General features: G+C 60.7%; 23 protein-coding genes. 13 read left to right on the forward strand and 10 right to left on the reverse strand.

The window, feature by feature from the left end; all coding sequences use genetic code 11:
• Positions 1 to 111: 111 nt before the first annotated feature.
• The 3 genes from HGO38_RS13220 to HGO38_RS13235 all read right to left on the reverse strand — a co-directional run bounded on the left by HGO38_RS13220 (position 112) and on the right by HGO38_RS13235 (position 3758).
• A complete protein-coding gene (locus HGO38_RS13220) occupies positions 112 to 1236 on the reverse strand; it encodes an NAD(P)/FAD-dependent oxidoreductase (RefSeq protein WP_250956361.1) in 1125 nt (374 codons plus the stop codon).
• A gap of 135 nt (positions 1237 to 1371) precedes the next feature.
• The gene (locus HGO38_RS31030) at positions 1372 to 2886 is read right to left on the reverse strand and encodes an amino acid ABC transporter permease/ATP-binding protein (RefSeq protein WP_284739408.1); all 1515 of its coding nucleotides are present in this window, start codon (positions 2884 to 2886) and stop codon (positions 1372 to 1374) included.
• Between the two features lie 74 nt (positions 2887 to 2960).
• Positions 2961 to 3758, reverse strand: a complete 798-nt coding sequence (locus HGO38_RS13235) for an ABC transporter substrate-binding protein (protein WP_502941559.1) — start codon at positions 3756 to 3758, stop codon at positions 2961 to 2963.
• A 272-nt stretch (positions 3759 to 4030) separates the two neighbouring features.
• Here HGO38_RS13235 and HGO38_RS13240 point away from each other — a divergent pair, with 272 nt between their 5' ends.
• The 9 genes from HGO38_RS13240 to HGO38_RS13280 all read left to right on the forward strand — a co-directional run bounded on the left by HGO38_RS13240 (position 4031) and on the right by HGO38_RS13280 (position 14337).
• Positions 4031 to 5095 (forward strand): LacI family DNA-binding transcriptional regulator, encoded by a 1065-nt coding sequence (locus HGO38_RS13240; protein ID WP_250956363.1) that lies wholly within the window; start codon positions 4031 to 4033, stop codon positions 5093 to 5095.
• Between the two features lie 236 nt (positions 5096 to 5331).
• The gene (locus HGO38_RS13245) at positions 5332 to 6354 is read left to right on the forward strand and encodes a LacI family DNA-binding transcriptional regulator (RefSeq protein ID WP_250956364.1); all 1023 of its coding nucleotides are present in this window, start codon (positions 5332 to 5334) and stop codon (positions 6352 to 6354) included.
• A gap of 166 nt (positions 6355 to 6520) precedes the next feature.
• Positions 6521 to 7534: an SIS domain-containing protein gene (locus HGO38_RS13250; RefSeq protein ID WP_250956365.1), complete on the forward strand. Its 1014-nt coding sequence runs from the start codon at positions 6521 to 6523 to the stop codon at positions 7532 to 7534.
• A 131-nt stretch (positions 7535 to 7665) separates the two neighbouring features.
• Positions 7666 to 8997, forward strand: a complete 1332-nt coding sequence (locus HGO38_RS13255; protein WP_250956366.1) for an ABC transporter substrate-binding protein — start codon at positions 7666 to 7668, stop codon at positions 8995 to 8997.
• A 24-nt stretch (positions 8998 to 9021) separates the two neighbouring features.
• Positions 9022 to 9978 (forward strand): carbohydrate ABC transporter permease, encoded by a 957-nt coding sequence (locus tag HGO38_RS13260; protein ID WP_250956367.1) that lies wholly within the window; start codon positions 9022 to 9024, stop codon positions 9976 to 9978.
• Positions 9975 to 10835, forward strand: a complete 861-nt coding sequence (locus tag HGO38_RS13265; RefSeq protein WP_250956368.1) for a carbohydrate ABC transporter permease — start codon at positions 9975 to 9977, stop codon at positions 10833 to 10835. The genes HGO38_RS13260 and HGO38_RS13265 overlap by 4 nt, the downstream gene beginning before the upstream one ends.
• A gap of 88 nt (positions 10836 to 10923) precedes the next feature.
• The gene (locus tag HGO38_RS13270) at positions 10924 to 11787 is read left to right on the forward strand and encodes a PfkB family carbohydrate kinase (RefSeq protein ID WP_250956369.1); all 864 of its coding nucleotides are present in this window, start codon (positions 10924 to 10926) and stop codon (positions 11785 to 11787) included.
• Positions 11788 to 11789: 2 nt separating this feature from the next.
• On the forward strand, positions 11790 to 13193 hold the full coding sequence (locus tag HGO38_RS13275) for an NAD(P)/FAD-dependent oxidoreductase (protein ID WP_250956370.1): 1404 nt from the start codon (positions 11790 to 11792) through the stop codon (positions 13191 to 13193).
• Positions 13194 to 13245: 52 nt separating this feature from the next.
• Positions 13246 to 14337 carry an ABC transporter ATP-binding protein gene (locus HGO38_RS13280; protein WP_250956371.1) on the forward strand — a complete coding sequence of 364 codons (1092 nt, stop codon included), beginning with the start codon at positions 13246 to 13248 and terminating at the stop codon, positions 14335 to 14337.
• Between the two features lie 10 nt (positions 14338 to 14347).
• Here HGO38_RS13280 and HGO38_RS13285 read toward each other — a convergent pair whose 3' ends face one another.
• Entirely contained in the window at positions 14348 to 15400 is a 1053-nt protein-coding gene (locus tag HGO38_RS13285; RefSeq protein WP_250956372.1) for an AI-2E family transporter, read from the reverse strand.
• A gap of 332 nt (positions 15401 to 15732) precedes the next feature.
• Between HGO38_RS13285 and HGO38_RS13290 the strand changes: the two genes are divergently transcribed.
• Positions 15733 to 16011 carry a hypothetical protein gene (locus HGO38_RS13290; RefSeq protein ID WP_250956373.1) on the forward strand — a complete coding sequence of 93 codons (279 nt, stop codon included), beginning with the start codon at positions 15733 to 15735 and terminating at the stop codon, positions 16009 to 16011.
• A 6-nt stretch (positions 16012 to 16017) separates the two neighbouring features.
• Here HGO38_RS13290 and HGO38_RS13295 read toward each other — a convergent pair whose 3' ends face one another.
• From HGO38_RS13295 to HGO38_RS13305, 3 genes are all read right to left on the reverse strand, one after another.
• A complete protein-coding gene (locus HGO38_RS13295) occupies positions 16018 to 16863 on the reverse strand; it encodes a carbohydrate ABC transporter permease (RefSeq protein WP_250956374.1) in 846 nt (281 codons plus the stop codon).
• A 6-nt stretch (positions 16864 to 16869) separates the two neighbouring features.
• Complete coding sequence (locus HGO38_RS13300) at positions 16870 to 17799, reverse strand: carbohydrate ABC transporter permease (RefSeq protein ID WP_250956375.1); 930 nt, start codon at positions 17797 to 17799, stop codon at positions 16870 to 16872.
• Between the two features lie 85 nt (positions 17800 to 17884).
• Positions 17885 to 19132, reverse strand: coding sequence for an ABC transporter substrate-binding protein (locus HGO38_RS13305; RefSeq protein WP_250956376.1), 1248 nt, complete (start codon positions 19130 to 19132; stop codon positions 17885 to 17887).
• Between the two features lie 405 nt (positions 19133 to 19537).
• On the opposite strand from HGO38_RS13305, the gene HGO38_RS13310 reads away from it, so the two are divergent.
• Positions 19538 to 20572, forward strand: coding sequence for a LacI family DNA-binding transcriptional regulator (locus HGO38_RS13310; RefSeq protein WP_250956377.1), 1035 nt, complete (start codon positions 19538 to 19540; stop codon positions 20570 to 20572).
• Between the two features lie 13 nt (positions 20573 to 20585).
• Here HGO38_RS13310 and HGO38_RS13315 read toward each other — a convergent pair whose 3' ends face one another.
• Together HGO38_RS13315 and HGO38_RS13320 are read right to left on the reverse strand one after the other, a co-directional pair.
• Complete coding sequence (locus HGO38_RS13315; protein ID WP_250956378.1) at positions 20586 to 21521, reverse strand: alpha/beta hydrolase; 936 nt, start codon at positions 21519 to 21521, stop codon at positions 20586 to 20588.
• A complete protein-coding gene (locus tag HGO38_RS13320; RefSeq protein WP_250956379.1) occupies positions 21518 to 22666 on the reverse strand; it encodes a Gfo/Idh/MocA family protein in 1149 nt (382 codons plus the stop codon). The genes HGO38_RS13315 and HGO38_RS13320 overlap by 4 nt, the downstream gene beginning before the upstream one ends.
• Before the next feature lie 269 nt (positions 22667 to 22935).
• Here HGO38_RS13320 and HGO38_RS13325 point away from each other — a divergent pair, with 269 nt between their 5' ends.
• Positions 22936 to 23754 (forward strand): sugar phosphate isomerase/epimerase family protein, encoded by an 819-nt coding sequence (locus tag HGO38_RS13325; protein ID WP_250956380.1) that lies wholly within the window; start codon positions 22936 to 22938, stop codon positions 23752 to 23754.
• A 62-nt stretch (positions 23755 to 23816) separates the two neighbouring features.
• On the opposite strand, the gene HGO38_RS13330 is transcribed toward HGO38_RS13325, so the two are convergent.
• Positions 23817 to 24578 (reverse strand): DeoR/GlpR family DNA-binding transcription regulator, encoded by a 762-nt coding sequence (locus HGO38_RS13330; protein WP_250956381.1) that lies wholly within the window; start codon positions 24576 to 24578, stop codon positions 23817 to 23819.
• A gap of 217 nt (positions 24579 to 24795) precedes the next feature.
• Between HGO38_RS13330 and HGO38_RS13335 the strand changes: the two genes are divergently transcribed.
• On the forward strand, positions 24796 to 25596 hold the full coding sequence (locus HGO38_RS13335; RefSeq protein WP_250956382.1) for a beta/alpha barrel domain-containing protein: 801 nt from the start codon (positions 24796 to 24798) through the stop codon (positions 25594 to 25596).
• Position 25597 lies beyond the last annotated feature (1 nt).

Here is a 25597-nt window from a genome sequence, read left to right on the forward strand (position 1 = left end):
TCGCGGAAGGCGGTCAATGAGGGTGCCACCAATCGGCAGCGGCAACAGCAACGATGGCCTTGCGCATATGTCCCATGCGAAAGGCTATCCTCAGTTCAACAGACCTGTTCGTCAGGCTTTGAAGCGCTCGGGCCGGAACGTGGCGAGAAGCGGATGGCGGTTGCCGGTTGCCATTTCATAGGCCATGAGTTCGCCGACGATGAGGCCGAGCGTCGCGCCGCTATGGCTGAATGCGACATGGCAGCCCGAGACGTCACGCAGGGCTCCGAGCACCGGCTCGCCATCGCCGGGGATCGGTTTGGGGCCAGCGCCATAGGATGCCATTTCGAGCTTCGGATGGCCCGAAAGGACTGCTGAGGCCGCGTTCAGCAAGCCGTCTATGGTCGATTGGGCGACGTGATAGGAACCGTCCGGCTGGGTGACGACCTCGTCGGCGGCCCAGTCGGCGTCGATGAAAAATGTCCCGCCGGGCGCGGGGCGGATGGCGACGCGTGGCGTATTGAGAACAGCCTTCAGCGGATGATCGATAGGCTTGGTGGCCACCAGCAGGGCTACGGGCGTGCCATCGCCGATGGTCTGGCCGAGATCGGCTGCCATGGCCGGCACCGCGGGTCCGGTGGCGATCAGGACGGCATCAGCGGTGCGGCGCGGGCCTGCCGCCGTCTGGACGCCGACGGCGCGACCATTCTCGACCACAACATGGGCTGCCCCCTCTTCGGTGACGAGCATGCCGCCGCGTCGGGAGAATTCTACCAGCAGAAACCGGATGAGTTCCGGCAGGTCTACCCAGCCTTCGCCGGGATTGAAGATCGCGCCCTGGCGCGTCACGGCTTCCGCGGCGATGCCCGGCGTCGAGGCCTCCACCTCGGCACCCAGCAGATGCCGTGCGTCATAGGCCAGCGCGACCTCGTGCGCATGGGCGGCGGCGATCTCGTTTTCCTGGCCATCTGCGTCCCAGGTCAGGCCGCCGTCGAAACGAAGCCAGTCGACCGGACCGATCTGGCTGGACAGCGTGCGGTAACGATCGATGCCGGCCATGCGCAGGCGATGGTAGGCATCCGAGCGCATGCGTGCGGAGTTGAGCCACGAGAGCGAGCGACCGGACGCACCATTGGCGACGGGGCCGTCATTGATCACCGTGACGGCCACGCCGCGACGCTGCAACTGCACAGCCGTCGAGACGCCAAAGATACCGGCGCCGATGACTATGGCTGAGGAAATTCGGTTTTCGGACATGATATTTTTCTTTCAGTCTGGTTGGTTCGTGCAAATCTGTGTCTTTCCGGCCGCCGCCGGGGTTTTCATGACTGCTGCAGCCGACGAGGGCCAGGTATCGTCGGCGCGAGGAGTGGGGCGCTCCCCCGGAGTGCCTCACAGCACTTCGGCGAGGAAGCGGCGCAGGCGCGGACTTTGCGGGTCGTCGAAGATGCGCTCAGGCGTGCCCGTTTCCACGACGCGGCCCTCGTCCATGAAGACCACCTGGTCCGCCACGCGCCGGGCAAAGCCCATTTCGTGGGTGACCACCACCATGGTCATGCCGCGTCCGCCGAGATCGGCCATCAGGTCGAGCACACCCTTGACGAGTTCCGGATCGAGCGCGCTGGTCACCTCGTCGAACAGGATGACCTCCGGCTCCATCGCCAGTGCCCGGGCAATTGCCACGCGCTGCTGCTGGCCGCCGGACAGACCTCCGGGCCGGTGATGCTGGCGGCTGGCAAGGCCGACATCGGCCAGTCGCGCTTTGGCGATGCGCTCGGCCTGTACCCGTGGCAAACCCTTGATCTTGGTCAGCGACAGCATGACATTGTCGAGGGCGGTATGGTCGGGAAACAGGTTAAAGTGCTGGAACACCATGCCGACCCGTCGGCGCAGTTTTTCCGGTTTCATCGCCAGGATATTGTCGCCATCCAGCAGCAGCGTTCCGCCCTTGGGTTCAACCAGTCGGTTGAGGCAGCGCAGCAGCGTGGACTTGCCCGAGCCGGACGGACCGATGATGCAGGTGACGCTTCCCGGCTTCACGGCGAGGTCGACGCCCTTCAGGACCTCCAACTCGCCATAGGCCATGGTCAGGTCCTTCACCTCAAGGCTGCCGCCCTTGAAGGTGGCGCTTGCATCCTTGGCGCGGCTGGCGTGGTCGAGTTCGGAGACTTCCTCCAGCCCGCTTGTCACGATGGCCGGCCTTTGCTTGCCGATCCGCAGGCGGGTATCGATGGTGTTGACCACATGGGTCAGCGGCACCGTGATGATCAGGTAGAAGATGCCGGCAAGAAGAAGCGGCGACAGGTTGCCGGTCACCACCGCCTGGTCCTGACCGACGCGAAAGATTTCGCGTTCGGAGGCCAAAAGGCCGAGGAAATAGACGAGGCTCGAATCCTTGACGTTGCCGATGAACTGGTTGACCAGCGCCGGCAGGACCCGGCGCACCCCCTGCGGCACGACGATCAGCCGCATGCCCTGGCCATAACTCATGCTGAGCGCCCGGGATGCCTCCATCTGGCCGCGATCGACACTCTGGATGCCGGAGCGGAAGATTTCGCCCATATAGGCGCCGGCAATCAGGCTGAGGGCCATGATCCCGAGCGGAAACGGCGATGGCCCGAACAGGTCACGGCCGATGCGCGCGAACCCCTGACCGATCAGAAGGATGGTGACAATGGCCGGCAGACCGCGGAAGATATCGGTATAGATACGGGCCGGAATCCGCAGCCATGCGGATCGGGATATTCCCATGATTGCCAGGACCATGCCGATGACAATCCCGAGAATCGTCGAGGCGAAGGCCAGGATCAGCGTGTTCTTCAGCCCGACCATGATCATGGTGGGCAGAACTTCAACCATCGCGTTCCAGTCGAAAAAGCTTCGACGGATGTTGTCAAACCAGTTCATGGCATTTTCCTTGGGGAGCCTGGAGTCGCGGCGAGGCCGGAAGGCCCGGCCGTTAGTCGGCCGGGCTTATGAGGTCACTTCTTGGGAAGATAGGCCTCCGGCATCGGCGAACCTGGGAACCACTTTTCGTAAAGCGTCTTCCAGGTGCCGTCCTGCATGGCGTCGTGCAGGCCCTTGTTGAAAGCCACCTTCAAGGCGTCATTGCCCTTGCGGATGACAAAACCGGCAGGCGCATCGAAACTGGGAATGTTGATCGCCACCTTCAGCGCCGGATAGCGCACGGTATAGTCCTTGGCGGCCTCATAATCGAGGAAATGGGCATCAACGGTGCCGTTGTTCAGGCCCGAGATGGCGGAATTGTTGTCGGGAAATTTGACCAGATCGGTTCCGACGAAATTCTTCTCGGCGTAGATCTCCTGCAGCGTCCCCTGCACCACGCCAAGGCGCTTGCCCTTGAGCGCTGCGGCATCGGTGATTGCGGCTTCGGGGGTGACGACAGACAGGTAACCGGCAAGATATCCATCGGAAAAATCGACGGTCTGCTTGCGTTTGTCGGTCGTGCCGATCGCGGCGACGGCCACGTCGAAGCGACCATTGGCGACCGACGGCATCAGGGCCGAGAATTCCTGACCGGTGAAGATGACCTGGTCCTTCTTGAAGCCCATCCGCTCGGCAACGTTCAGGAAAAGTTCGATATCGAATCCGGTGAAGTTACCGTCTGCGGTCGTGAAGGTGTAGGGCTTGGCATCGCCCATGGTGCCGACGCTGATCGTCTGCGGGTCGATGAGGCCGTAGGGATTGTCCGCGGCGTGTGTTCCGGAGGCGAGGCCTCCCGTCAGCGCGAGGCTTAGCGCCAGAGCGGCCGTGCGCATCCGGACTGAAAATGCATGTTTTGCCTGCGAAGTGATTGTCATGGTCAAGTTCTCCGTCTCTGGTGGTGGGTTGCAGATCGTTTTCACAACGCGTGAGGGTGTCTCTCCAGGCAAGGGTGTTCCCCCGTCCTGGACCTTGAAGTCGCAAGCCGATCTCGTTATTTTTTGTATTGAGACCGGTCTCTTTGTTAAATGAGACCGGTCTCTTTCTCACTTGACGATTGTTATATTCGTATTGACCCGTCGTCAATATCTCTTGTAAACCTTGTCGCATGAAAGAAGCTCAGCCGAAAAATACAGCCGTTACGGTCGCCGACGTGGCGCGTTCCGCCGGTGTGTCGAAAGCCACCGCGGCACGGGTGCTCGGCGGCTACGGCACCGTCAGCGACAGGGTCCGTGATGCGGTCAAGGCAGCGGCAAAATCGCTGGACTACCGGCCCAACGAGCTTGCCCGCAGCATGACGACCGGCCGCTCCGGCACGATCGGCGTTGTGGTGGGGGATATCGAGAACCCGTTCTTCGGCTCGGCCGTGCGCGGCATTTCGGAGATAGCCCGCGCGGCAGGCTTCAATGTGGTCCTTGCCAATTCAGGCGAGGATTTCGAAGTCGAACGCGCCGCCATCAAGACTTTGGTCGCCAAGCGGGTTGACGGATTGATCGTCTCGCCGGCACGGCAAAGCGAGGTCGATCATTTGAAGGAGATCGGCCGCGCCGGCCGGCCACTGGTCCTTCTGGACCGGGCGATCGGCGCCCTCGACGTCGATACAGTGACGACGGATGACAGGCAGGCGGCGGAAAACGTGACCCGATTGCTGGTCTCTCGCGGGCACCGCCGCATCGCCTATGTCACAGCCTGCGATACGCCGACGCATGTTTACAGCCATGCCGACGAGATCTCGACAGCTTCGGTGCGCGAACGTATCGAAGGTTTCGTCAGGATCGGCGAGGAAGCGGGTATCGGCCCCATGGCGCAATGGATCCGCGTCGGCGCCAATACGCCGGAAGCGACCCGCCGCCTGACCATGGATCTGCTCGGCAGTGCCGCACCGCCAAGTGCCATCATTGCGTCCGACAGTCTGATTGCGCTTGAGGTGTTCAAGGTCGCCCGTGAACTCGGCGTCGACATGCCGGGCGCGCTGTCTTTGCTGACCTTTCACGACGCCGCCTGGACCGCTGTCACATCGCCGCCGGTAACAGTGGTACGGCAGCCGGTCTATGAGCTGGGAGAAGCGGCGGCGCGGATGTTGATCGAGCGTTTGAACGGCGAACAGTGTCCGCCCCGCCATCTCGTCCTGCCAACCCAACTGGTCGAGCGAGGATCGATAGGTACCGTGTGACGCAAGCTGCTTCGCCCGCCCGCAGCGCGTTCTCCGGACGTCTGAAACGTCCGTCTTTCAAACCTCTTGCATAGCGGCCTGCGTCGGGCATATTGCAGGCGGGACGAAACCAGGCCACGCCTGCTATCGGTTTCAGGACTTCAAACAGAATGCCAGCAATCTGAATATATTGCGATATCTTCGATTCGGTACCTTCGTTTTTCGCCTGAATTGCATTGTTTTACATGAGGGCGACGATGTCTCCGAGACCCGCGACGTTGAAGGATGTGGCTGCGCTTGCGAAAGTATCGCGTGCAACTGCTGCGCGCGCGCTGAACAGCTACGGCTATGTGGGTGACGGCACGGCCGAAAAAGTGCTGAAGGCCGCAGAGCAGCTCGGCTATCGCGGAAACCGCCTTGCCCAGGCGTTGCGCAGCGGCCAGTTGCCGATCATCGGCTGCGTGCTGGGTGACATCCAGAATCCGTTCTTCGCTAAGATTGCCCACGATGTGGAATTCGTCGCGCGGGAGGACGCGCACAATCTTGTCATCGGCAGCAGCGAGGAGCAGGTCGAGCAGGAAAAATCGCTGCTCTCCAGCCTGCAGTCGCTGAGCATTCGCGGCTTCATCGTCGCCCCCACGTCTTCAGCAGATAGCGCGCATCTGCAGCGGCTGATCGATGACGGCATACCGCTGGTCCTGATCGACCGTGTGGTGCAGGACATCGACTGCGACAGCGTCGTCGTCGACAACGAAGGCGGGGCGCGCAAGGCGGTCGAGTATCTGATTGGCATGGGACACCGGCGGATTGGCCTTCTTCAGGATGATACGCGGATTTTCACATCGCAGGAGCGCCTGAACGGCTACCGCAATGCCCTGGCTGCAAACGGCATCGGGCTCGATGAACACTTGATTTCCGTATCGCAATCCACCGTCGAGCATGCCATCGACGTCACCATTCGCATGTTCAGCCGCAAGAACCCGCCGACAGCGCTTTTCACGGTCGACAGCCTGATGACGCAAGGAGCGCTGCTCGCCTTCCGCTCGATGGGAATCTCGATCCCGCACGAGGTCTCGCTGATCGGTTTCGATGACTTCAATCTGGCGACGTTTACCGATCCGCAGATCACAGTCGTGTCTCAGCCGGTGTCGGAACTCGGTTTTGCGGCGGCTCGGTTGCTGATGAAAAGGCTTGCCGGGAAACAGTCGCCTCCGGAGCATTTAAGCTTTGAAACCAAGCTGATCGTGCGCGGTTCTGTCAGCCGTCTGGCCGCTAAATAATCGCCTTTCCACCGCACTCAAAAAAATCCCAACGACCTACTTGTCAACGGCAATTCATTATGAGTTAATGAATGTGAGATCGATCTCACAATGTTCCAACGGATTTTTTGTACGACCGGATTATTGCTGCCGTGCAGCAATCCGAAGTGCGAACGGGAAGGTGTTAATGCTCAATTTCGATAAAGATCGCTTTGTGACGATACAAAGTGGCGCGGTTTCGATCGCTGACGATATTCGCGCCGTGATGCGCGATCTCCTGGCCGGCGGGTTGGAGCGGGTGTTTTTCATGGGAACGGGCGGCGTGCAGTTTCTGACGCTTCCGGCGATTGGACTTGCCCAGAACTCGACGCTGTTTCCGGTGTCAGCCGCATTTCCGGCCCAGGTTGTCCTGCAGCCGCCGGCAGGCCTCGATGAGAAGGCCTTGGTCATTCTTCCGTCGCTGTCGGGAACCACCAAGGAGAGCGTCCAGCTGCTGGCCTTCCTGAAGGAGCGGGGCGTCAAGACTTTGTCCCTCACCGGACACAAGGACACGCCGCTCGGCCGTGATGCCGATTACAATTTCACCAATTTCGGCGAAGACGATACCTCGTCTGAATCCTTCTATCTGCAGACCCTGCTGATCGTTCTGGCGCTGCTGGCCGAACGCGGCGAGTACGATGATTTCGACGCGACCGTCGCGGAACTGAAACTGCTGCCGCAATTGCTGGTGTCGGTCAAACAGAACTACGAGCCTGCGGCCGCCGCGCTGGCGCAGGATATCAAGGACGAGACCTACCACATCTTCACCAGTGCCGGCTCCAGCTGGCCCGAGGCCCATTACTACGGCATGTGCATCCTTGAGGAAATGCAATGGATCAAGACGCGGCCCGTGCATGCGTCGGACTTCTTCCATGGCACGCTGGAGCTGGTGGAGCCCGGCGTCAGCGTCTTCGTCTTCAAGGGTGAAGATGCCTATCGGCCGCTCACCGACCGGGTCGAAAATTTCGCCAAGCGCTACACCGACAAGGTTCGCATCCTGGATGCCGCGTCCGCCGATCTGCCTGGGATTTCCGCAAAGACGCGCAGCCTCATTTCTCCGGTGATCCTGGCGACGATGCTGGAGCGCCTCAGCGCCCATCTTGAGGTTCTGCGGGACCATCCGCTGACGACGCGACGGTATTACAAGCGCGTTGAATACTAGGGTCCCCTCAAGGAGGAACGAAGACAGTCTTGCGTTGATACGTGCCTGAAAACCAGGGCAGGGGGCATTTCCGGGACGTCTGGTCGCCGCGAAATGCTCCCGCCAATCCAACAAAAGAGAGGAACTGCACAATGACATACAAGAACACACTTTTGAGCACGACACGTCTCGCAGCCGTCGCAGCGGGAGGGTTCTTTCTGGCTGGCGCGTCCATCGCCTTGGCAGCTGACGCTGTTGTTGCCGATCCGAGCGCTCCGGTCGAGTATTCCGGTACAGTGAGCATTCTGACCAAGTTCGGCCTGCAGCAACTCTCTCCGTTTTTCGTCGATATAGCCGCGAAATATGAAAAGCTTCATCCCGGTGTGACGGTCGAGCTGATCCAGGAAAGCGACGACAGCATCAAGGGCAAGACCAAGGCCTTGGTCGCCTCCAATTCCCTGCCGGATATCTACTTTTCCTGGACGGGCAGCTGGGGCGAGAATTTCGTGCGCGGCAACCGGGCTGTCGATCTGAGCAAAGTGGTCGGCACTGGCGGCGCCTGGGGCGAGGCTCTCGCACCCGCGGCCGTCTCCGCCTTCAAATACAATGACAAGTTCTACGGCATTCCGCTTTATCTCGATGCCAAGTTCATGGGCTTCAACAAGGCCCTGTTTGACAAGGCCGGCGTGGCGGTTCCCAAGGATTTCGACGAGCTGCTGTCGGCCTGCGCCACCCTGCGCAAATCGGATCTGACGCCGATTTCCTTCGGCAACAAGGAGGGCTGGCCCGCCGTGCATTTTGCCGGTCAGTTGCTCGCCTATAACGTTCCGCAGGCGACGCTCGAGAAGGATTTCAATCCCGCCACTGCCGACTATACGCATCCGGGCTATGTCGAAAGCCTGAAGCAGTTCAAGCAGTTGATCGATGCCTGCACCGATGGCACAGGAACCAACGGCACGTCCTATGCCTCTGCCCTGCAGCAGTTCAGCAGCGCGAAGTCGGCGATGTACTATCAGGAGATCATCGAGTTCGACCAGAGTGCTGCGGAAGGGGCGGTTCTCAAGAACAGCGACTTCGGCTTCTTCAAGCTCCCGGTTCCCAAAAATGCCGCCGGCGACGCCAAGGCCATCGAGGGAGCGCCGGAAGGCTACATGATCAATTCCGCCTCGAAGAATATTCCGCTGGCGCTCGACTTCATGAAGTTCGTGACGTCGCCGGAGAACGGCAAGATCCTGTCCTCGCCTCCCTACGGCCAGCCAAGTGCGGCTGTCGGCGGCTATTCGGCGGACACGATGAACCCGGCCGTCGTCGAAGGCTTGAAGGAGATTGCGGCATCCTCCTATCTGATGCCGTGGCTCGATACCGCCAATCCTCCGCGCGTGGCCTCCGTCTGGCTCTCCGGTCTGCAGGCCCTGATCGGCGGTTCCATGACCCCGGAACAGCTCGTCGAGAAGGTCAAAGAAGCCGCGGCCTCTGCAAAGTAAGGACAGGGCTGACCGATGCCCATCATGAAGCCTCAAAACGTGGGAGACGTCGCCGAGAGCGGCTTTTCCCTGCCGGGCAGGCCAGATTCAGGTCTGCCCGGGATGATCGCAAGACTGTCCTCGTTTCGCTGGGTTGTCGTCTCGTTCGTGCTGATCCTCTGGTTTGTCTATTATCCGATCATCGACAATTTTGCCGTCAGCACGACAAACCAGGATATCTTTACCGGTGAAACCTCGTTCATCGGGTTGGACAATTACCGGCGTCTGCTGGACGATCCCGTGATCGTCACGGCGATCGCCAACAACACGCTCTACGCCGTCCTGTCCGTTCTCTTCCAGGTGTTCGGGGCCTTCGTTCTTGCCGCGATGATAGAAGGGCTGGAGACGGAAGAATGGCGGAGATTCTGGCGCGCCGTCTATTTCATCCCGTCGGCGATCTCCATTACCGTGACCGGTCTCCTGTTCTATTTCATCTATCAGCCCGACATCGGGCTTCTCGATTCGGCCCTGAAAGTGATCGGCCTGGGCGATTGGTCGCGGGCCTGGCTGGGGGAAGAACAGACAGCCATCTACGCCATCATCGCCATGAGCCAGTGGCAGGGGTTTGGCTATTCGACGCTGTTGTTTGCCATCGCCATCCAGAAGATTCCCCGGGAACTCTATGATGCCGCCATCATGGACGGGGCCGGCACCTGGCGGCGGCTCTGGAGCATCACATTTCCGCTGACGCGGGAAATGACGGGGCTGATGGTCATCGTCACCGTGACGGGTGCTTTCCAGGTGTTCAACGAGGTCATGGTGATGACCGGCGGCGGGCCGAACAACATGAGCCAGGTGCTGGGCACGTGGCTCTACCAGCAGGGTTTCATCGAAAACGATTTCGGCTATGGCGCTGCCATCGCATCCGTCATCTTCGTCATCACATTGCTGACCGGCTTCGCGCAGCTTTGGTACACCAAGAGCCGGAGAGTTCACCTATGAGTGTTTCCGATCACCTGCCGGACGTCGAGCGAAACGATTTTCTGCGCGTTCTGGGAAAAACCTGCCTGGTCGTCTTCCTGGTCTGTCTGGGTATCGTGGTCATCTACCCGCTGGTCTGGATGGCATTGAACGGCTTCAAGAACAACGCGGAAATTTTTGGAAATCCCTTCGCGTTGCCCTCCAATTTCACGCTACAAAACTACGTTGCCGCCTGGAACCAGGGCATCAAGAACTACATCGCGACCAGCATTATCGTCACCCTGGCTTCGGCTGTGTGCACGGTGCTGATCAGTGCCTGGACGGCCTATGGCTTGACGCGGTCCAGGCTGCCGGGCAAGCCGCTGCTGATTGCCGTGGTGCTGGGCGGCCTGATGTTGAGCCCCACCGTGGCTGTCATCCCGCTGGTGCGCATGATGCAGGATCTCGGCCTTTACAATACCTATTGGGCCCTGATCCTGCTTTATACGGCCTTCCGCATTCCCTTCACCACCTTCCTGATCCGCGCCTATATGCTGGGTCTGCCACGGGATCTCGATGAAGCGGCGGTCATGGATGGGGCCAGTGAAAGCCAGATCTTCTGGCGTGTCATTTTGCCTCTGTGCAAGCCGATCCTGGTGTCCTGCGTCATTCTGCATGTGCTGTTCGCCTGGAACGAATACCTGTTTGCGATGATCTTCACCAGCGGTGCGGATGTCCAGACGCTGCCGGTCGGCCTGACATCGATCATGGCCAAGCATGGCACCAATTACGCCGTTGTTTTCGCCGCCATGACCTTGTCCGCCCTGCCCATTCTCGTCGTCTTCTTCGCGGCCCAGCGGTTCTTCATCCGGGGCCTGGCGGAAGGCATCGGCAAATGATGGAGCCCTTCGTCCAATATCACCCGGGCCGCAGCGCCGAACGGTCCAGGCGCGCAGTTTCCCTTTCTCGACGTTCAACGGAATGACCATGACCAATGCAACTCCAACTCTCTTTGCCGTTGGCGACAATTGCCTGGATGTCTATCTGACCAAGGGATTCGTGACCGTCGGCGGCAACGCTCTCAACGTCGCCGCGCAGTGGCAACGCAACGGAGCCGATGCCCGCTATTTCGGGGCGGTCGGCGCCGATCAGGAGGCGGCATTGATGCTCGACGTGATATCGTCTGCCGGGCTGAATGCCGGGGATGTCGAGGTGTTGCCGGGAGACACCGCCGTCACGCTGCTGGCTGATGATGCCGGTGAACGGCGTTTCCTGCTGGAGTCGCTGGGGGCCGGCGAGAACTATGTGCCGGATCAGCAGCGCTATGATGACCTGCTTTCGGCCGATTGGGTGCATCTGGGGACCCATTCCAGCGACGTGCTGGTGCGTCGCCTGGTTCTGGATCGCGTGCCGTTTAGCCTCGATGTCTCGACCAGGCCTTTTGCGATATCGCTCGCCGATGTGCCCCTGGTGTTTGCGTCTGGCCCGGACGATGCCTCCGTTGCAGTGGAGCCTCTGATCGATGGCCTCAAAGAGGCCGGCGCACGAAAAGTCGTGGTCACCTGCGGCAAGCGCGGGTCCTTCTATGACGACGGAGTGAGCCGCTTTTCCGCAGGCTCCGTGCCGGTATCGGTTGTCGATACCTGCGGCGCGGGAGACAGCTTCATTGCCGCCTTCATCACGGCGCTGACGTTTAATGGCTTCAGCGAGGCCGAGGCGCTGAACCACGCCGCCTGGCGGGCCTCAGAAACCTGCACGCATCTGGGCGGCTTCCCGCAAGAGATCCAGCCGGTTCCGGGATGGCTTCTCGAGAAATACGACACCGTCATCCGCGCAGCGCAAAGGGTTTGACCATGGGCAAGATCAAGATGAGGCCACCGGTGGCCGCGGCCAAGGCAGACCGTTCGTTCTGGCTGCAGGACATCAATGCTGATCGGCTCACCGATCCTTTGCAGGGCGCTGAAACCTGCGATGTGGCGATCGTCGGCGGCGGTTATGCCGGCCTTTGGACAGCCCTGCGGATCAAGGAAAGCGCGCCCGAAACGCGGATTACCATTCTGGAGGCGGATTTTTGCGGATCGGGTGCATCGGGGCGCAATGGCGGCCAGGTGCACAGCTGGTTTGCCGAGATCGATCAGTTGAGTGCGGTCGTCGGTGACGAGGATGCGCTTATGCTGTGCCGGGCTACGGTCGACGCGATCGACGAGCTGAAGGCCCTGCAGGATGCGGGCACGATCGACATGGACCTGCGCCTGGACGGCTGGCTCTGGACGGCAAGCTCGATTGCCCAGGAAGGCGCCTGGACGCCGGCCTTTGAACATTGCCGCAAAATCGGCGAGGATCGGTTCCGGTCGCTCGACGGCGCAGACATCCTGCGGCGAACCGGTTCAAGCGCCTCCTATCTCGGTATTGCCGAGGAGAAAGCGGGCACAGTCCAGCCGGCCAAGCTCGCTTTGGGTCTGCGGCAACTGGCGCTGGCCAGGGGCATTGTCATTCACGAACAGAGCCCGGTTCTGGAGATTACGCCGGGCGCGCAGGTGCAGTTGCAGACCGCCCAGGGCGTTCTGTCGGCCCCCAGGGTCGTGCTGGCGGCGAATGCCTGGCTCGCCGCCTTGCCCGAGCTGCATCCCTATCTCTATGTCGTCAGCAGCCAGGTGATCGCGACGGCGCCTGTGCCGCAAACATTGACCGACATCGGTTGGACCAGTGGCGCCTCGATCTGCGACGCGCAACGGCACGTCCTCTACTATCAACGAACGCCGGCAGGGCAGGTGATTTTCGGCCGGGGCACGGGCAGCATTGCCTATCGCGACCGTATCGGCTCGACCTTCAACCGCAGCGGTGATCTCGGCTTCGACAATGTGCGCGAACTTCACCGGGTCTATCCCGAGCTTCGGGGCGTTGCCGTTCTTCATGACTGGTGCGGCCCGATCGATTGCACGGCGGAGCACCTGCCGGTGTTTGACCATCTGAAGGACCACCCGAACATCTTCTACGCCGTCGGCTTCAACGGAACGGGCATCGCTCAGGCTCCGGTTGCCGGACACATCATGGCGAGCCTCGTGCTGGGGCGGCAGGATCGCTGGAGCCGGTGTGGCCTGGTCGGTATCGGCCGGCGTACGAGATTGCCGCCGGAACCGCTGCGCTATGCGGGTGCCCGGCTTGTACGGTGGGCCATCAGGGTGAAGAACGATGCCGAGATTTCGAACCGCAAGGCAAACCCACTGGTGACATTCCTCGCGGGCCTCGCCCCTTGAGCGGGGGCTCTTTCTGACCCGCGAACAGACATAGAGTAAAGGAACGGGACCGATGGTTTCACTGGCACTGAAGAATATCCGTAAATCCTATGCCGATTTTGAGGTTCTCCACGGCATTGATCTGGAGATCAGACCCGGTGAGTTCATTGTCTTTGTCGGTCCGTCCGGTTGCGGCAAATCCACCTTGCTGCGCTCCATCGCCGGGCTCGAAACCATCACGTCAGGGGATCTTCTCATCGACGGCGAGCGGATGAACAATGTCCTGCCCTCCAAGCGCGGCATCTCCATGGTGTTTCAGTCCTATGCGCTTTACCCGCATATGACCGTCTATGAAAACATGGCGTTCGGGCTGCGGATCGCCGGACTTTCCAAGACCAAGATCGACGAGGCGGTCCGCAAGGCTGCGCAGATCCTGCAACTTGGCGACTATCTTCAGCGTCTGCCGAAGGCTTTGTCGGGCGGACAGAGGCAGCGGGTTGCGATCGGCCGGGCCATCGTGCGCAATCCGCGCATCTTCCTGTTCGACGAACCCTTGTCCAATCTGGATGCCGCCCTGAGAGTCGCCACTCGCATCGAGATCGCCAAGCTGAAGGAGAGCATGCCCGATGTGACGATGATCTACGTCACCCATGATCAGGTCGAAGCCATGACCCTGGCGGACCGCATCGTGGTCTTCAAGGACGGTCATATCGAGCAGGTGGGCTCGCCCTTCGAGCTTTACAGGAAGCCGGAAAACCTCTTCGTGGCCCAGTTCATCGGTTCGCCGGCGATGAATATTCTGCCGGGTACTCTCAAGGCCACGCCCGATGTGCAGGCCGTGCTGGACTGCGATGTCGTGCTGGATGTCGGATTGCAGGACGCTGCGCGATACGCCGGACAGAAGATCAGTGTGGGCATCCGGCCCGAGAACATCATCTTTGCGGAGCCCGGAAGCACCGGCCCGGTGTTCGACGGCGTCATCGATTTTGTCGAGAATCTCGGAGAGGTTCAGATCCTCTATGTCGACTTGCCGGGAGCCCGTCAGAAATTTCTGATCAAGACGGCCACGGACAGGATGTTCGCGCGAAGAGATCGGATCCGGTTCACGGCAAAGCCCGAGAATATCTATCTGTTCGATGAAAACGGGAAAACCGTTGTCGAATAAAGTGCAGATCTCAGGGAACGGACGTGCCTTCCTCTTCTCGCTCGAAGATCTGCCAGGCCGCAGTAAACAGGACGGCAACCAGAGGTCCGATCAAGAATCCGTTGATGCCGATCAGTGAAATCCCGCCGATGGTGGAAATCAGAATGACGTAGTCCGGAAGCTTTGCCTCCCTGCCGACCAGCCGCGGTCTCAGAAGATTGTCGACAAGACCGATGACGAGAGCGCCGACGGCCACGAGCACCATGGCCTTCATCCAGAATCCGGCAAGGGCCAGATAGATGGCGGCGGGTATCCAGATCAGCGCCGAACCCACGGCCGGCAGCAGCGACAGGAAGCTCATCAGCACGCCCCATAAAAGAGCGGGCTCAAGCCCAAGGATCCAGAACGCGATGCCGCCGATCGAGCCCTGAATGAGGGCAATGATCACGGTGCCTCGCACCGTCGCGTGGATGACCGAGGTCAGCTTGGAGGCGAACCGCGCGGTATGGGCGTCGCTCAAAGGAAGTGCATCCTTGACCGTCGCGGCAATGGAGCGTCCGTCCCGAAACATGAAGAACATCAGATAGAGCATCACGCCGAAGGCGACGAAAAACTCGAGCGTGTTCTGGCCGAGACTCAAGGCGTGGCCGGCAAAGAAGCCGCCGCCCTGCATCAGGGTCGAGGACACGCGCTCGTGCAGCAAGCCGGCGCCGCCCAGGTCCAATCTGTCGACCCAGCCGCGGACGAGCAGCGGCAGCGCGTCATGCAGCTCCTGCACCATTTTACCAAGGTCTATCTCTCCGGAATCGATCCGCCTATAAAGAGCGCTGCCCTGTTGAACCAGTGAACTCAGGATGAGGAAGCCGGGGATAATGGCGACACAGATGCAGAGCAGCACCGACAATGCCGCTGCAGTGTTTCGCCAGGAGCCGAGTTTCGCTTCCAGACGGGAATGGAGCGGAAAGAAGATCATGGCAAGAACCACGGCCCAGAGTATGGCCGAATAGAAGGGCAAGAGGATGGCGCCGAATGCGATGGTGACGAGCACAATCAGCAGATAGAAACTCGCTCGTTGCAGGGGCATCCAATTTATCCATCTTCGTGTTCCGACCTCAATCGCGGTGTCGGATTCTGCCGCGGGTACCAGACAGAGTCGGGGTGAGACTGCCCGAACGTCCCGCTGGTGCGATTGTTCCGCCGATGTTAGCGGTAAACCGGCTGCAGCGACAATCGCCTTGAATGGCCATCTCCCGTCGGCCGCAAAGTTCGGCATCAAAGGTGCCAAGTCTCGACAGTTTTCATGTCAAGGGGAACATCAGGCTGTCTGGACTGTTGCAGCTCCGATAGGTTAGGGCATCGCTTGCTTGGAACGGGCCGCTGTCCGCGGCCAATTGGATATCTGCAGGAGAAACGCACATGAACAAAACTCTGCTTGTCGCTGCCCTGACGTTGAGCCTGGCCGGCTGTAGTGCTGGCACTGTCAACTCCGCGCGGGAACTTGAGCCTATTCCGGGTAGTATCACCTATAATGGCCAGCCGCGAACCAAGCTGACCAAAGCCCCGGTCGGCAGTATGGTGCCCCATCAGTTCACCGATGAGCGCGGACGGCGCGTCGATGAAACCTATATCATCATGCCAGACCGCAGCCTCAAGCTGGTGCGTCGGCGTGTCTGCGATCTGTTCTGCGACGAGTGAGCAGCCTTAGCTCTTGACCGAACCCGCCGTCATACCGGCCAGGAAATAGCGCTGCGCGACCAGGTAGAGGACCAGCAGCGGCAGGGAACCGAGCACGCTCATCGCCATCATCTCGTTCCATTCGAAGGCGTGCTGGCCCATGAGGAGCTGGATGCCGATCGGCACGGTGCGCAGGTCCATCGACTTGGTCAGCGTCAGCGCGAAGAGGAATTCGTTCCAGGCCAGCAGGAAGGTGTAGACCGCGGTTGCGACAATGCCAGGGATGGAGACCGGGACGATCACCCGCCAGAGCGCCGTCCAGCTCGAGCCGCCGTCGACCAGCACCGCCTCGTCGAGTTCTTTGGGCAGCGTATTGAGATAGCCCGTCATCAGCAGAACGGCATAGGGCAGGGTGAACACCATATAGGTCAGGATCAGCGCCAGATAGGTATCGAAGATCCGGAAGGCCACGACCATGCCGAAATAGGGAATGAGCAGCGTGATCGGCGGCACCGTCTGGGTGCTGATGATGAAGATGTTCAGGGTATTCTTGAACCGGAACTGAAAACGGCTGAAACCGTAAGCGGTCACGATCGCGATGAGGAGCGTCAGAACCGTGACGACGCCGGCCACGAAATAGCTGTTGAGGAAGAACCGGACTTTGACGGGGTCGTTGAAGATCGTCAGATAGGCCGCAATCGTGAAATCGTCCGGCAGCAGCCTTGGCGGCAGGGCGAAGATCTCCCGGTTTGATTTGAGCGAACTGAAGAACATCCAGACGATCGGGAAGGCCGCAAAGACCAGCCCGACGGCAAGCCCGACATAGGTGACGACCGTCGGCAGGAGGGAATGCTTGAGGGAGCGTTTTGCCATGACCGGTTACCTGCGCTGCTGATGCTTGATGTAGAAATAGGTGACGCTCATCGAGATGATCAGAATGACGATGGCGCTCGCCGAGGCCAGCGAGAATTCGTAACGGGAGAATGCCAGCTTGTAGGTGTAGGTCGAGAGCATTTCCGTCGAATAGATCGGGCCGCCGCCGGTGGTCATCCAGACGAGCGGGAAGACCTGCATCGTCCAGATGAAATCGAGCAGTGCGATGCTGATGATGATCGGCATCAGCTGCGGAATGGTGATGTACCAGAATTTCTCGACCTCGTTGGCCCCGTCGATGCCGGCCGCCTCGTAGAGTTCTTTGGGAATACCCTGCAAGCCGGCCAGCAGGCTGACCATGTAGAGCGGATATCCGGCCCAGATATTGGCGAAGGTCAGGGCGTGGATCGCCGTCTTGGTCGAGGAAAACCACTCCACCTTGAAGTCGATGATATGAAGCGCCATCAGCACGCTGTTGACGACGCCGTTCGGATCGAGCAGCAGACGCCAGATGATGGCGATGATCACGGCCGTAAACAGCCATGGCAGGATGAACAGCACGCGCAGGACGCTGCGGATCAGCGGATCGACGCGATTGGTGTTCAACAGCAGCGCGAAGGCGAGACCGATGATGAAATGGAACACCACGCTCATGACAGTGAAGTAGAGCGTCTGGCCGACGGACTGCCAGAAGACCGGATCCGCGACGAGGGTCAGGTAATTCTGGAGACCGACGAAGACCGCACCTTTCTTCATGATGGCGCCATCCATCAGCGAATAGCGCAGCACCATCAGCATGGGAAACAGCATCAGCAAGGTGAGGAGCAGGGTGGCGGGCGACACATAGAGATAGGGCGTCAACCTGCGCAATGTCCTGTAGCGGAATTTGCGCGCTTTGGGCCTTGTGTCGGTCATTGCCAGGGCGGAACCGTTCATGGGCTGGACTCTCCAATCTGCCGAGGACTGCAAGGGGTACCGGCCGCGCATGACGCGCAGCCGGGCCCGTGAGCGCGTGGAGTGGCTAGAACTTGGCCAACCAGGCCTTCTGCGCATTGGCAGCGGCTTCCTTGGCGGTCTGCCCGCCGTCGAACATCTTCTGCACCTCGACATTCATGTCGCGCATCAGCTCTTCGGCAACCGGCAGGCCGACAAACTCATTGGCCGGATAACCGCTCTGGAAGATCTTGAAGGCTTCCGCGAAGATCGGGTCGCCTGTGACGAAGTCCGGCTTCGCATTGACGTTGCCGGGAAACGCGTTGGCAATCGACACGAGGCGACCGTTCACTTCGGCGCTCATCAGGAATTCGACCAGCTTCCAGGCTTCGTCCTTGTGTTCGCTGCCCTCGCTGACGCCGATGCCCCAGGAGGCATAGGGCATTCCGCGCTTGCCGGTATAGCCATCGACGGCCGGCAGGGCGGAAATGCCGAACTTGAGGTCCGGATTGCGTTCGCGGATGAGGTTCACGTGGGCGAGCGAGTCGACCATCATGCCGACGCGGCCGTTGACGAATTCCTCGACCTTGTCCTGCTCCTTCTTGGCAAAGATGCCGGGCGAAATCACGCCGGCCTTGTTGAGCGACTGGATATAGTCGAGCGTGCCGACAACGGCTTCGTTTTCGAGATCAGGCTTGCCATCCTTCATCATCGAGGCGCCGGAGGCCCAGACCCAGGACATGACGTCGTTCTGGATGCCGCCCGGCGATTGCAGCGACAGCGGCAAGACCCAGCCATACTGGTTCTTGGAGGCGTCGGTCATCTTCTTGGCGGCTTCGGCAAATTCGCTGCGCGTCGACGGCAGGGTATCGACGCCGGCGGCTTTCGCAAGATCGAGGTTGACGAAAACCGGATACACAAAGGAGGCGAGCGGGAACATCACGCTCTTGCCATCCACCTTGACGATGTCGGTAATCTGGCTCCGGTCATATTTGGCGTTGTCCATCAATTCGTCCAGCGAGGCGATGGCGCCCTGCTTGGACAAGCCGTTGACCCATGCGCCATCAAGGCCGACCACGTCGCTCAGCGTGCCCGACGCGGCGCCGACCACGATCTGGTCGCGCGTCGAGGAATAGGGGCCGCTGACCAGAGTGACCTTGATGCCGGGATTTTTCGCTTCAAAATCGTCCATGATGCCGCGGAGCGCACCCGCTGGCATTTCCGGCTCCCACCATTGGATGAATTCGATGGTCGTGTCGGCATAGGCCGCTGTTGCGCAAAGCGCCCATGCGGCAACGGCTGCCCGCATCGTATTGCCGAATTGTTTGAAATTCATGTCTGCCTCCCAGTAGACTATGCGTTGATCGATCCTCCCAGATCGGATTGGAAGTAGGTTCCTGGAGCCTTCCCATGTCAACGATGAAATGTGAAAGCAGCGCAACGGAAGCCCGGAATTTCCGTAAAATGCATCATAAGATGATGAAAAATAAAGACAAAAAAAATTTGCGCGCGAGAAATTTTCAACCCGATTTCTGTTGCTTGTGGAGCATTATTTCTTTACTTTCGTAAACAAATGAAAGGGTGTATTAAAATTCAGTTTGTGGCGACGCGCATGGCGGGACGATCGTTTTCCAATAGAAGACGCGCCTTTCGTTCCGCGGCAGTCTATGCGACGAAAATCGGCTTTGAAAAATCGAATATCGCCATTAGCACGGCGTTTTGCCTGGCACGAAGGACTTGAATGGCCAAGAAGACATACAAATCCATGGACGATTTTGCCGGCGCCTGCGGCGTCTCGCGCCCAACGCTTTCGAAATATTTCGACGACCCGACGCAGATCAAGGAGGTGACCCGCAAGCGCATCGAGGCGGCGCTGAAGAAGTCGAGCTTCGAGCCCAATCTCTTTGCCCGTCACCTCAACCGCAAGCGCACCAAGAATATCGGCATTCTGGTGCCGACCATGTCGGATCCCTTCTACGTGCAGGTCGTCTCGCTGATCGAGCTCGAATTGCGCGACAAGGGCTTCTGGCCCGTTCAACTGTCCTCCCATACGCGACCGGAGCTTGAGGAGGAGGCGGTCCGGACGCTGATGTCGCTGAAGGTCGCCGGCGCGATCGTCGCGCCGCTCGGGCCTGGTTCGCGCCGCTCGGCCCTGGAGAGATTGACCGATGCGATCCCTGTCGTCTGTTTCGACAGCCCCGCCACGTTCGACCTGCCCTTTGTCGGCAACGACAGTGCGCAGAGCGTCGCGGCCATCGTGCAATATCTCTGTCGGTCCGGCGAGCCGCCGATCTTCCTGGACGTTCCCCATATGCTGGCCAATACCAATGAGCGCACGGAAAGCTATCGCGCCACCATGATCCGCGAGGGACATTCGCCGGAGGTCATCGAGTGTGACGCGCCGCCGTCCTGGGAGTTCGAGCGGCTGGGCTATGAGCAGATGCAGCGAATTCTCTCGAAGGGCGGCCTGCCGGGCAAGACGCTGCTGTGCGCCAACGACCGCTTCGCCTTCGGCGCCATGGCTGCAGCCTTTGCCTCCGGACTGAAGATCGGTCGGGCGGAAGGCTGCGACGTCAGGATCGCCGGCCACGACGACCATCCTCTGAGCCGTTATGCCTGTCCGTCCCTGACGACCATGGCCCAGAACGCGCCGGAAATCGCCGCCAAGGCTGTTGAAATCCTGTTGCTCAGCATGGAAGACGATGCCGCCGATCGGCAGCCTGCCGCCAACCGGGTCATTTTGGAGGCAACCCTTGTCATGCGCGATTCCGCCTGACAGCCCATCCGTATCATCCCCCGAATGCCGGATCCATGGAACGCCACGCCTGCGCGATCGCGTCCAGCGCGTCGCGCGCTTCCGGTATGGCGCGGCCCATGGAGAGGAAGCCATGGATCTGCCCGGGCCAGATGCGGACGCTGGCGCGCGCTTCCGCCTGGAGGCGTTCGGCATAGGCAAGCCCCTCGTCGAACAGCACATCGTGTCCGGCCAGCACGATGAAGGCCGGCGCAACATCCTGTAGTGAGGCCGTGCCGAGCGGCGACGCCCGCCAGTCGGTCAGATCTGCGCCCGCCGGCAGATAATGGTCGCGGAACCAGCGCATGCCGGCCGCCGTCAGGCCGAAATTTTTGTCATAGCGCCGATAGCTTTCGGAGGACTGGGTCTGGTCCGTGACTGGATAGATCAGGACCTGACCGACAACAGCCGGCACCGTGCGATTGCGGGCCATCAGGGCCAGGACGGCCGCCAGATTTCCCCCCGCGCTGTCGCCGGCGACAAGAATGCGTTTTGGGTCGATGCCGAGCGCGCCGGCCTGTTCGTTCATCCAGATCAGTGTGGCGGCGCAATCGTCGACGGCGGCCGGAAAGGGATGCTCCGGTGCCAGCCGATAATCGGGTGAGACGACCACAGCCCCGACGGCATTGGCTAGGTTCCGGCAGATGTCCTCGTGGGTTTCGGGCGCGCCGATCACCCAGCCGCCGCCATGCAGGTAAAGCAGCGCCGGGGCACCGTGGTCAGGCGCGCCGCGCCCGCGCCAGATTCTTAGCCTGATGTCGCCGATCCGGCGTTCCGAGACGGCATCGACCTCTTCGAGCGGGTTCTGCATCCGGGAAAAACCATCCAGATACTGCTGCCTTGCCTCCTGCGGCGTGCAATCCTCGACAGGCTTTTCCGGATCGCCCGGCCAGGCAAGGGCGCGAATGGCGGAAGAGTCCAAGCCACTCATGCCAGCAGGCTCGCCGCTTCGTCTTCGCGCAACTCCTTCGGCTGCGCGACCTTGCCGGCAATGGTCTGCGCCACACCCGTTTCTCCGGCCCGCAGGATAGCCTCCATGATTTCAAGCACATGCAATGCCAGTTCGCCGGAAGCCCGTGGCGGTCGTGCCTCGGTGATCGAGCGGGCGAGATCGGCCAGGCCGAGCATGCGGTAATTGGCGCGATCGGGTGCGGCGACCGGCCAGTTGATCGCACCGAACAGGTGACCCGCCGTATCCGTTTCCTGCCAGGGCGCTCCGCGGTTCGAGACGGCGACGACACCGCCGAAATTATCCGGATCGGGAAGGCGAAGCGACCCTTCCGTGCCGTGCAGTTCGATCGGGTGATTGGAATGGCGGAACACATCCCAGGAGGCGCCGAAGGTGATGCTCGTGCCGCAATGGAACTCCAGAATGGACAGAACGCTGGTCGGCGTGCCGACCTTGAAGCTCGTGCCCTTTTTCGGCCCGTCGGCGGTGATGAGCCGCTCGTCCTGGCCGCTGGTCGCCACGGCCTGGACGCGGCGCACGGGACCGAGCAGGTTGACCATCATGGTCAGGTAATAGGGTCCCATGTCCATGACAGGGCCGGCGCCCGGCTGGTAGTAGAAGCTGGGGTCGGGATGCCAGTGTTCCATGCCGCGTCCCATCATGAAGGCCGTGCCGGTGACCGGCTTGCCGATGGCGCCCGCCTCCATCTGCCGGCGCGCATGGCGACCGGCCGCCCCTAGAAACGTGTCCGGGGCCGATCCGATCGACAGGCCCTTGGCCGCAGCGGCCTCGACCAGCTTGCGCCCTTCGGCTGCGGTGACGCCGAGCGGTTTTTCGGTAAAGACATGTTTGCCCGCCGAAAGCGCCTGCATCGAAATGTCGAAATGGGCGGCAGGGATGGTCAGGTTCAAGACGAGGTCGATGGCCTTGTCGGCCAGCAGCGAATCGACGTCGGCGGCACGAAGTCCGAATTCCGCGGCGCGACGGTGTGCTGCTGCCATGTCGAGATCGGCGCAGGCGGTGATTTCAACGCCCCGGAAGAGCGCCGCGTTGCGCATATAGGCCATGGAAATGTTTCCGCATCCCACCACGCCGATTCGAAGTGCCGTATTCTGTTTCTTTGTCATGGGAATGCCTGGTCCTGCCGGATTGAAGAGGGTGGATGAAGATGCGGACAGACCGCCGTTTGAACGCAGAGAAGAAAATATGTTGACGCACGGTAACATTTAATCTTACGTAGTGACAAGACACTTGGAGGCGTGTCGATCCCCTTAACTTTTCGAACTCACGGCATTTGTCGCGCCATCTTGGGCGACGCATTCTTGGCGGACAAGGCAAGGCTGCGCCTGCCCATTGATGCGCGGCGCGACGATCAACGGACAGTCAGGACCACGTTATGAAGAGCACAGACTTGAAAATCGGCTGCCAGACCTTCACCTGGGAAATGTTGGGGAGTGGGTGGCAAGGCGGGCCGGACGATCTGCTGCGCGCCATCACCGAGGGCGGCTATGCCGGCATTGAAATCACCGACACGATGATCGGCGGCTATGCGGAAAAGCCGGAAGCCTTCGCCCGCGCCCTTGGGGATGCCGGCCTGACGCTGGTGTCCTTTGCCTTCGGCTCGCACAGCGGTTTTACCTTGCCCGAGCAGATGGCGGCGGACCTCGAGACGACGCGCCGCTGGGTGGATTTTGCAGCGAACTTCCCCGGCGCGCTCGTGTCGATGGGCTCGGCCACCGTCGTCTCCGATGGGCCGCGTGCCGACAAGTTTGCGGTGGCCGCCGAATGCTACAATCGCTCGATGGAGATCGGTAAGGCAGCCGGCGTCACGGTCGCGGTCCATCCCTCGTCCCATCACAACACCTTGCTGTTGACGCGCGCCGATTACGACGCGCTCTTTGCCCTGCTGGAGCCGCAGGTTGGCTGGGTGCCGGACACCGGCCATATCCTGCGCGGTGGCCAGGTGATGGCCGATACGCTTGCCGCGTTCCGGGACCGCATCCGCTATGTCCATCTGAAGGATGTCGATGCCAGCGGCACCTGGACGATGCTGGGCGAAGGCGCATGCGACGTGCTGGCGGTCATCGCGACGGTGCGTGAGGCGCCGCTGTTTAACGGTTGGATCGTGGTCGAAGAGGAGTCTGAAAAAGCCGGCATGGATCCGGCCTCTGCCGTTCGGGCCAACTACGAGACGTTACGTCGGCTGGGCGTTTGAGTGCAGGATCGACATGCTGACGTGGTTCGGGCCTTCAGCCACTTCCGCGCCCGGCATGGCGGTCAGGCATAGCGGACCTCGACGCCCAGCTTGTCGAGACGGCTTCGGATGCTGTGCGGCATATTGCTGTCGGTAATGATGAGGTCGACACGCGACAGGGAAAAGGCCTTGGAGGAGGCGCCGGTGTCCCATTTGCTGGAATCGGCCACCAGCACCACCCGACGCGCCATGCGCACCAGATTGCGCTTGGTCCGGGCGATGTCTTCCGAGACATCGACGACGTCGAATGCCTGGTCGATCGCATGGGCGCTGACAAAGGCCTGGTGGGCCACCAGGCCGCCGAGAACCTTGTCGGAATCCGAGACGATCGTGCTGACCGTACTGGGAAACACCCGGCCGCCGATCATGTGGACGTCGAGGCCTGGGCGATACATGAGGTGCTGGGCGATGTTCATCGCCGTCGTCGCCACCACGACATTGTTGACCGGCGGCATCTGCATGGCGACCTGGAGAAGCGTCGAGCCGCTGTCGAAGACGATGGACTGGTTGTCGATGATCTGCCGGGCGGCCATCTGGGCGATGCGCCGCTTGGCCTCGAAATTGCGCTGCATGCGTTCTTCGAAGGCCGCGGCCGGGGAATCCGCAGGTATGGCGATCGCTCCGCCATGGGTTTTGATCAACTGCTTCTTGGCATCCATGATTTCGAGATCGGAGCGGATCGTGACTTCGGAAACCTCGAAGAACTCGGCAAGCTGTCGGGTCCGCGCCTGACCGACCCTTTGAAGTTCGAGCAAAATCTGGTGCCGTCTTTGCTCTGCAAGCATCTGTAACCTCGCCCGCTTCATGCGCCGTGAGAGGCTTTCGAATTTCGAAAGCCCGATGATCGTTTTGATAGGCCAATTCAAGATTATTATCAATCAGGCCTATAAAAAATCTTACGCTAAGTGCCAAACGAAAGAAATCGAAATATTGAAAGTTGTTTTATTTTCGCGTTAGGGTCCGGTCAACATCAGCCTCATCCAACATGAAGGAACTATTGCCATGGGTCTCGGAACCAAAATTCGCCTCTCGCGCCTGTTCTCCAATCCGTCTGGCAAACTGTTCGGCGGCGCGGTGGATCATTTCGTCGGCTACGGCAATGTGCGCGAAGGCGGCCTTGCGGACCTGCCGGGCGCCTTGCGCCGGGTGATGGCCGGCGGACCGGACTATGTCAGCATCCAGCCGGGTGCTGCGCGCCATCTGTGGGAGGAATATGCCGGCAAGGCGGCGCTGGTCATCCAGGCTGGCTGCTTCACCGCCGACGACCGCATCCGCCAGCTCATTGCGACGCCGGAAGACGCCGTGCGCTATGGTGCCGACGCGCTGGCGGTTGCCATTCCGGTGCGCGGCAATACGGAAGGCGAATACATCCGCTGGCTGACCGATACCGTGAATGCCGCGGCGCGGTTCGAAATGCCCGTCGTCGCCCATGTCTATCCGCGCGACTTCTCGGATGGCGGCAAGATCGTCTTCACCCCGGATGAAATCGCCTATGCCGTGCGCATCGGTTACGAGACCGGCGTGGATGTGATCAAGGTCGGTTATACCGGCGACTTCGACTCCTTCCGCGAGACGGTGGCGACCTGCCCGGTCCCTGTCGTGATTGCCGGCGGGCCGAAGACCGAAACGCTGCTCGGCGCATTGACCCAGACATCTGACGCGCTGCGCGCCGGCGCCAAGGGTGCGGTCGTCGGACGCAATCTCTGGGGTCATGGCGATACCACCAAGGCAGCACTTGCCTTCAAGCTGGTCATCCATGACGGCATGGCGCCGGCAGACGCCCTGGCCGCTGCAGGCCTCTGAG

It is taken from the genome of Rhizobium sp. CG5 (genome assembly GCF_023701945.1).
GTDB lineage: Bacteria > Pseudomonadota > Alphaproteobacteria > Rhizobiales > Rhizobiaceae > Allorhizobium.

Coding starts and splice junctions, on each gene's coding strand:
- HGO38_RS13285 (WP_250956372.1), bottom strand. CDS start 15,400: ATGCCCCTGCAACGAGCGAGTTTCTATCTGCTGATTGTGCTCGTCACC.
- HGO38_RS13275 (WP_250956370.1), top strand. CDS start 11,790: ATGGGCAAGATCAAGATGAGGCCACCGGTGGCCGCGGCCAAGGCAGAC.
- HGO38_RS13290 (WP_250956373.1), top strand. CDS start 15,733: ATGAACAAAACTCTGCTTGTCGCTGCCCTGACGTTGAGCCTGGCCGGC.
- HGO38_RS13315 (WP_250956378.1), bottom strand. CDS start 21,521: ATGAGTGGCTTGGACTCTTCCGCCATTCGCGCCCTTGCCTGGCCGGGC.
- HGO38_RS13250 (WP_250956365.1), top strand. CDS start 6,521: ATGCTCAATTTCGATAAAGATCGCTTTGTGACGATACAAAGTGGCGCG.
- HGO38_RS13255 (WP_250956366.1), top strand. CDS start 7,666: ATGACATACAAGAACACACTTTTGAGCACGACACGTCTCGCAGCCGTC.
- HGO38_RS13245 (WP_250956364.1), top strand. CDS start 5,332: ATGTCTCCGAGACCCGCGACGTTGAAGGATGTGGCTGCGCTTGCGAAA.
- HGO38_RS13220 (WP_250956361.1), bottom strand. CDS start 1,236: ATGTCCGAAAACCGAATTTCCTCAGCCATAGTCATCGGCGCCGGTATC.
- HGO38_RS13300 (WP_250956375.1), bottom strand. CDS start 17,799: ATGAACGGTTCCGCCCTGGCAATGACCGACACAAGGCCCAAAGCGCGC.
- HGO38_RS13320 (WP_250956379.1), bottom strand. CDS start 22,666: ATGACAAAGAAACAGAATACGGCACTTCGAATCGGCGTGGTGGGATGC.
- HGO38_RS13305 (WP_250956376.1), bottom strand. CDS start 19,132: ATGAATTTCAAACAATTCGGCAATACGATGCGGGCAGCCGTTGCCGCA.
- HGO38_RS13325 (WP_250956380.1), top strand. CDS start 22,936: ATGAAGAGCACAGACTTGAAAATCGGCTGCCAGACCTTCACCTGGGAA.
- HGO38_RS13295 (WP_250956374.1), bottom strand. CDS start 16,863: ATGGCAAAACGCTCCCTCAAGCATTCCCTCCTGCCGACGGTCGTCACC.
- HGO38_RS13240 (WP_250956363.1), top strand. CDS start 4,031: ATGAAAGAAGCTCAGCCGAAAAATACAGCCGTTACGGTCGCCGACGTG.
- HGO38_RS13330 (WP_250956381.1), bottom strand. CDS start 24,578: ATGCTTGCAGAGCAAAGACGGCACCAGATTTTGCTCGAACTTCAAAGG.
- HGO38_RS13310 (WP_250956377.1), top strand. CDS start 19,538: ATGGCCAAGAAGACATACAAATCCATGGACGATTTTGCCGGCGCCTGC.
- HGO38_RS13280 (WP_250956371.1), top strand. CDS start 13,246: ATGGTTTCACTGGCACTGAAGAATATCCGTAAATCCTATGCCGATTTT.
- HGO38_RS13265 (WP_250956368.1), top strand. CDS start 9,975: ATGAGTGTTTCCGATCACCTGCCGGACGTCGAGCGAAACGATTTTCTG.
- HGO38_RS31030 (WP_284739408.1), bottom strand. CDS start 2,886: ATGAACTGGTTTGACAACATCCGTCGAAGCTTTTTCGACTGGAACGCG.
- HGO38_RS13270 (WP_250956369.1), top strand. CDS start 10,924: ATGACCAATGCAACTCCAACTCTCTTTGCCGTTGGCGACAATTGCCTG.
- HGO38_RS13335 (WP_250956382.1), top strand. CDS start 24,796: ATGGGTCTCGGAACCAAAATTCGCCTCTCGCGCCTGTTCTCCAATCCG.
- HGO38_RS13260 (WP_250956367.1), top strand. CDS start 9,022: ATGAAGCCTCAAAACGTGGGAGACGTCGCCGAGAGCGGCTTTTCCCTG.
- HGO38_RS13235 (WP_502941559.1), bottom strand. CDS start 3,758: ATGCGCACGGCCGCTCTGGCGCTAAGCCTCGCGCTGACGGGAGGCCTC.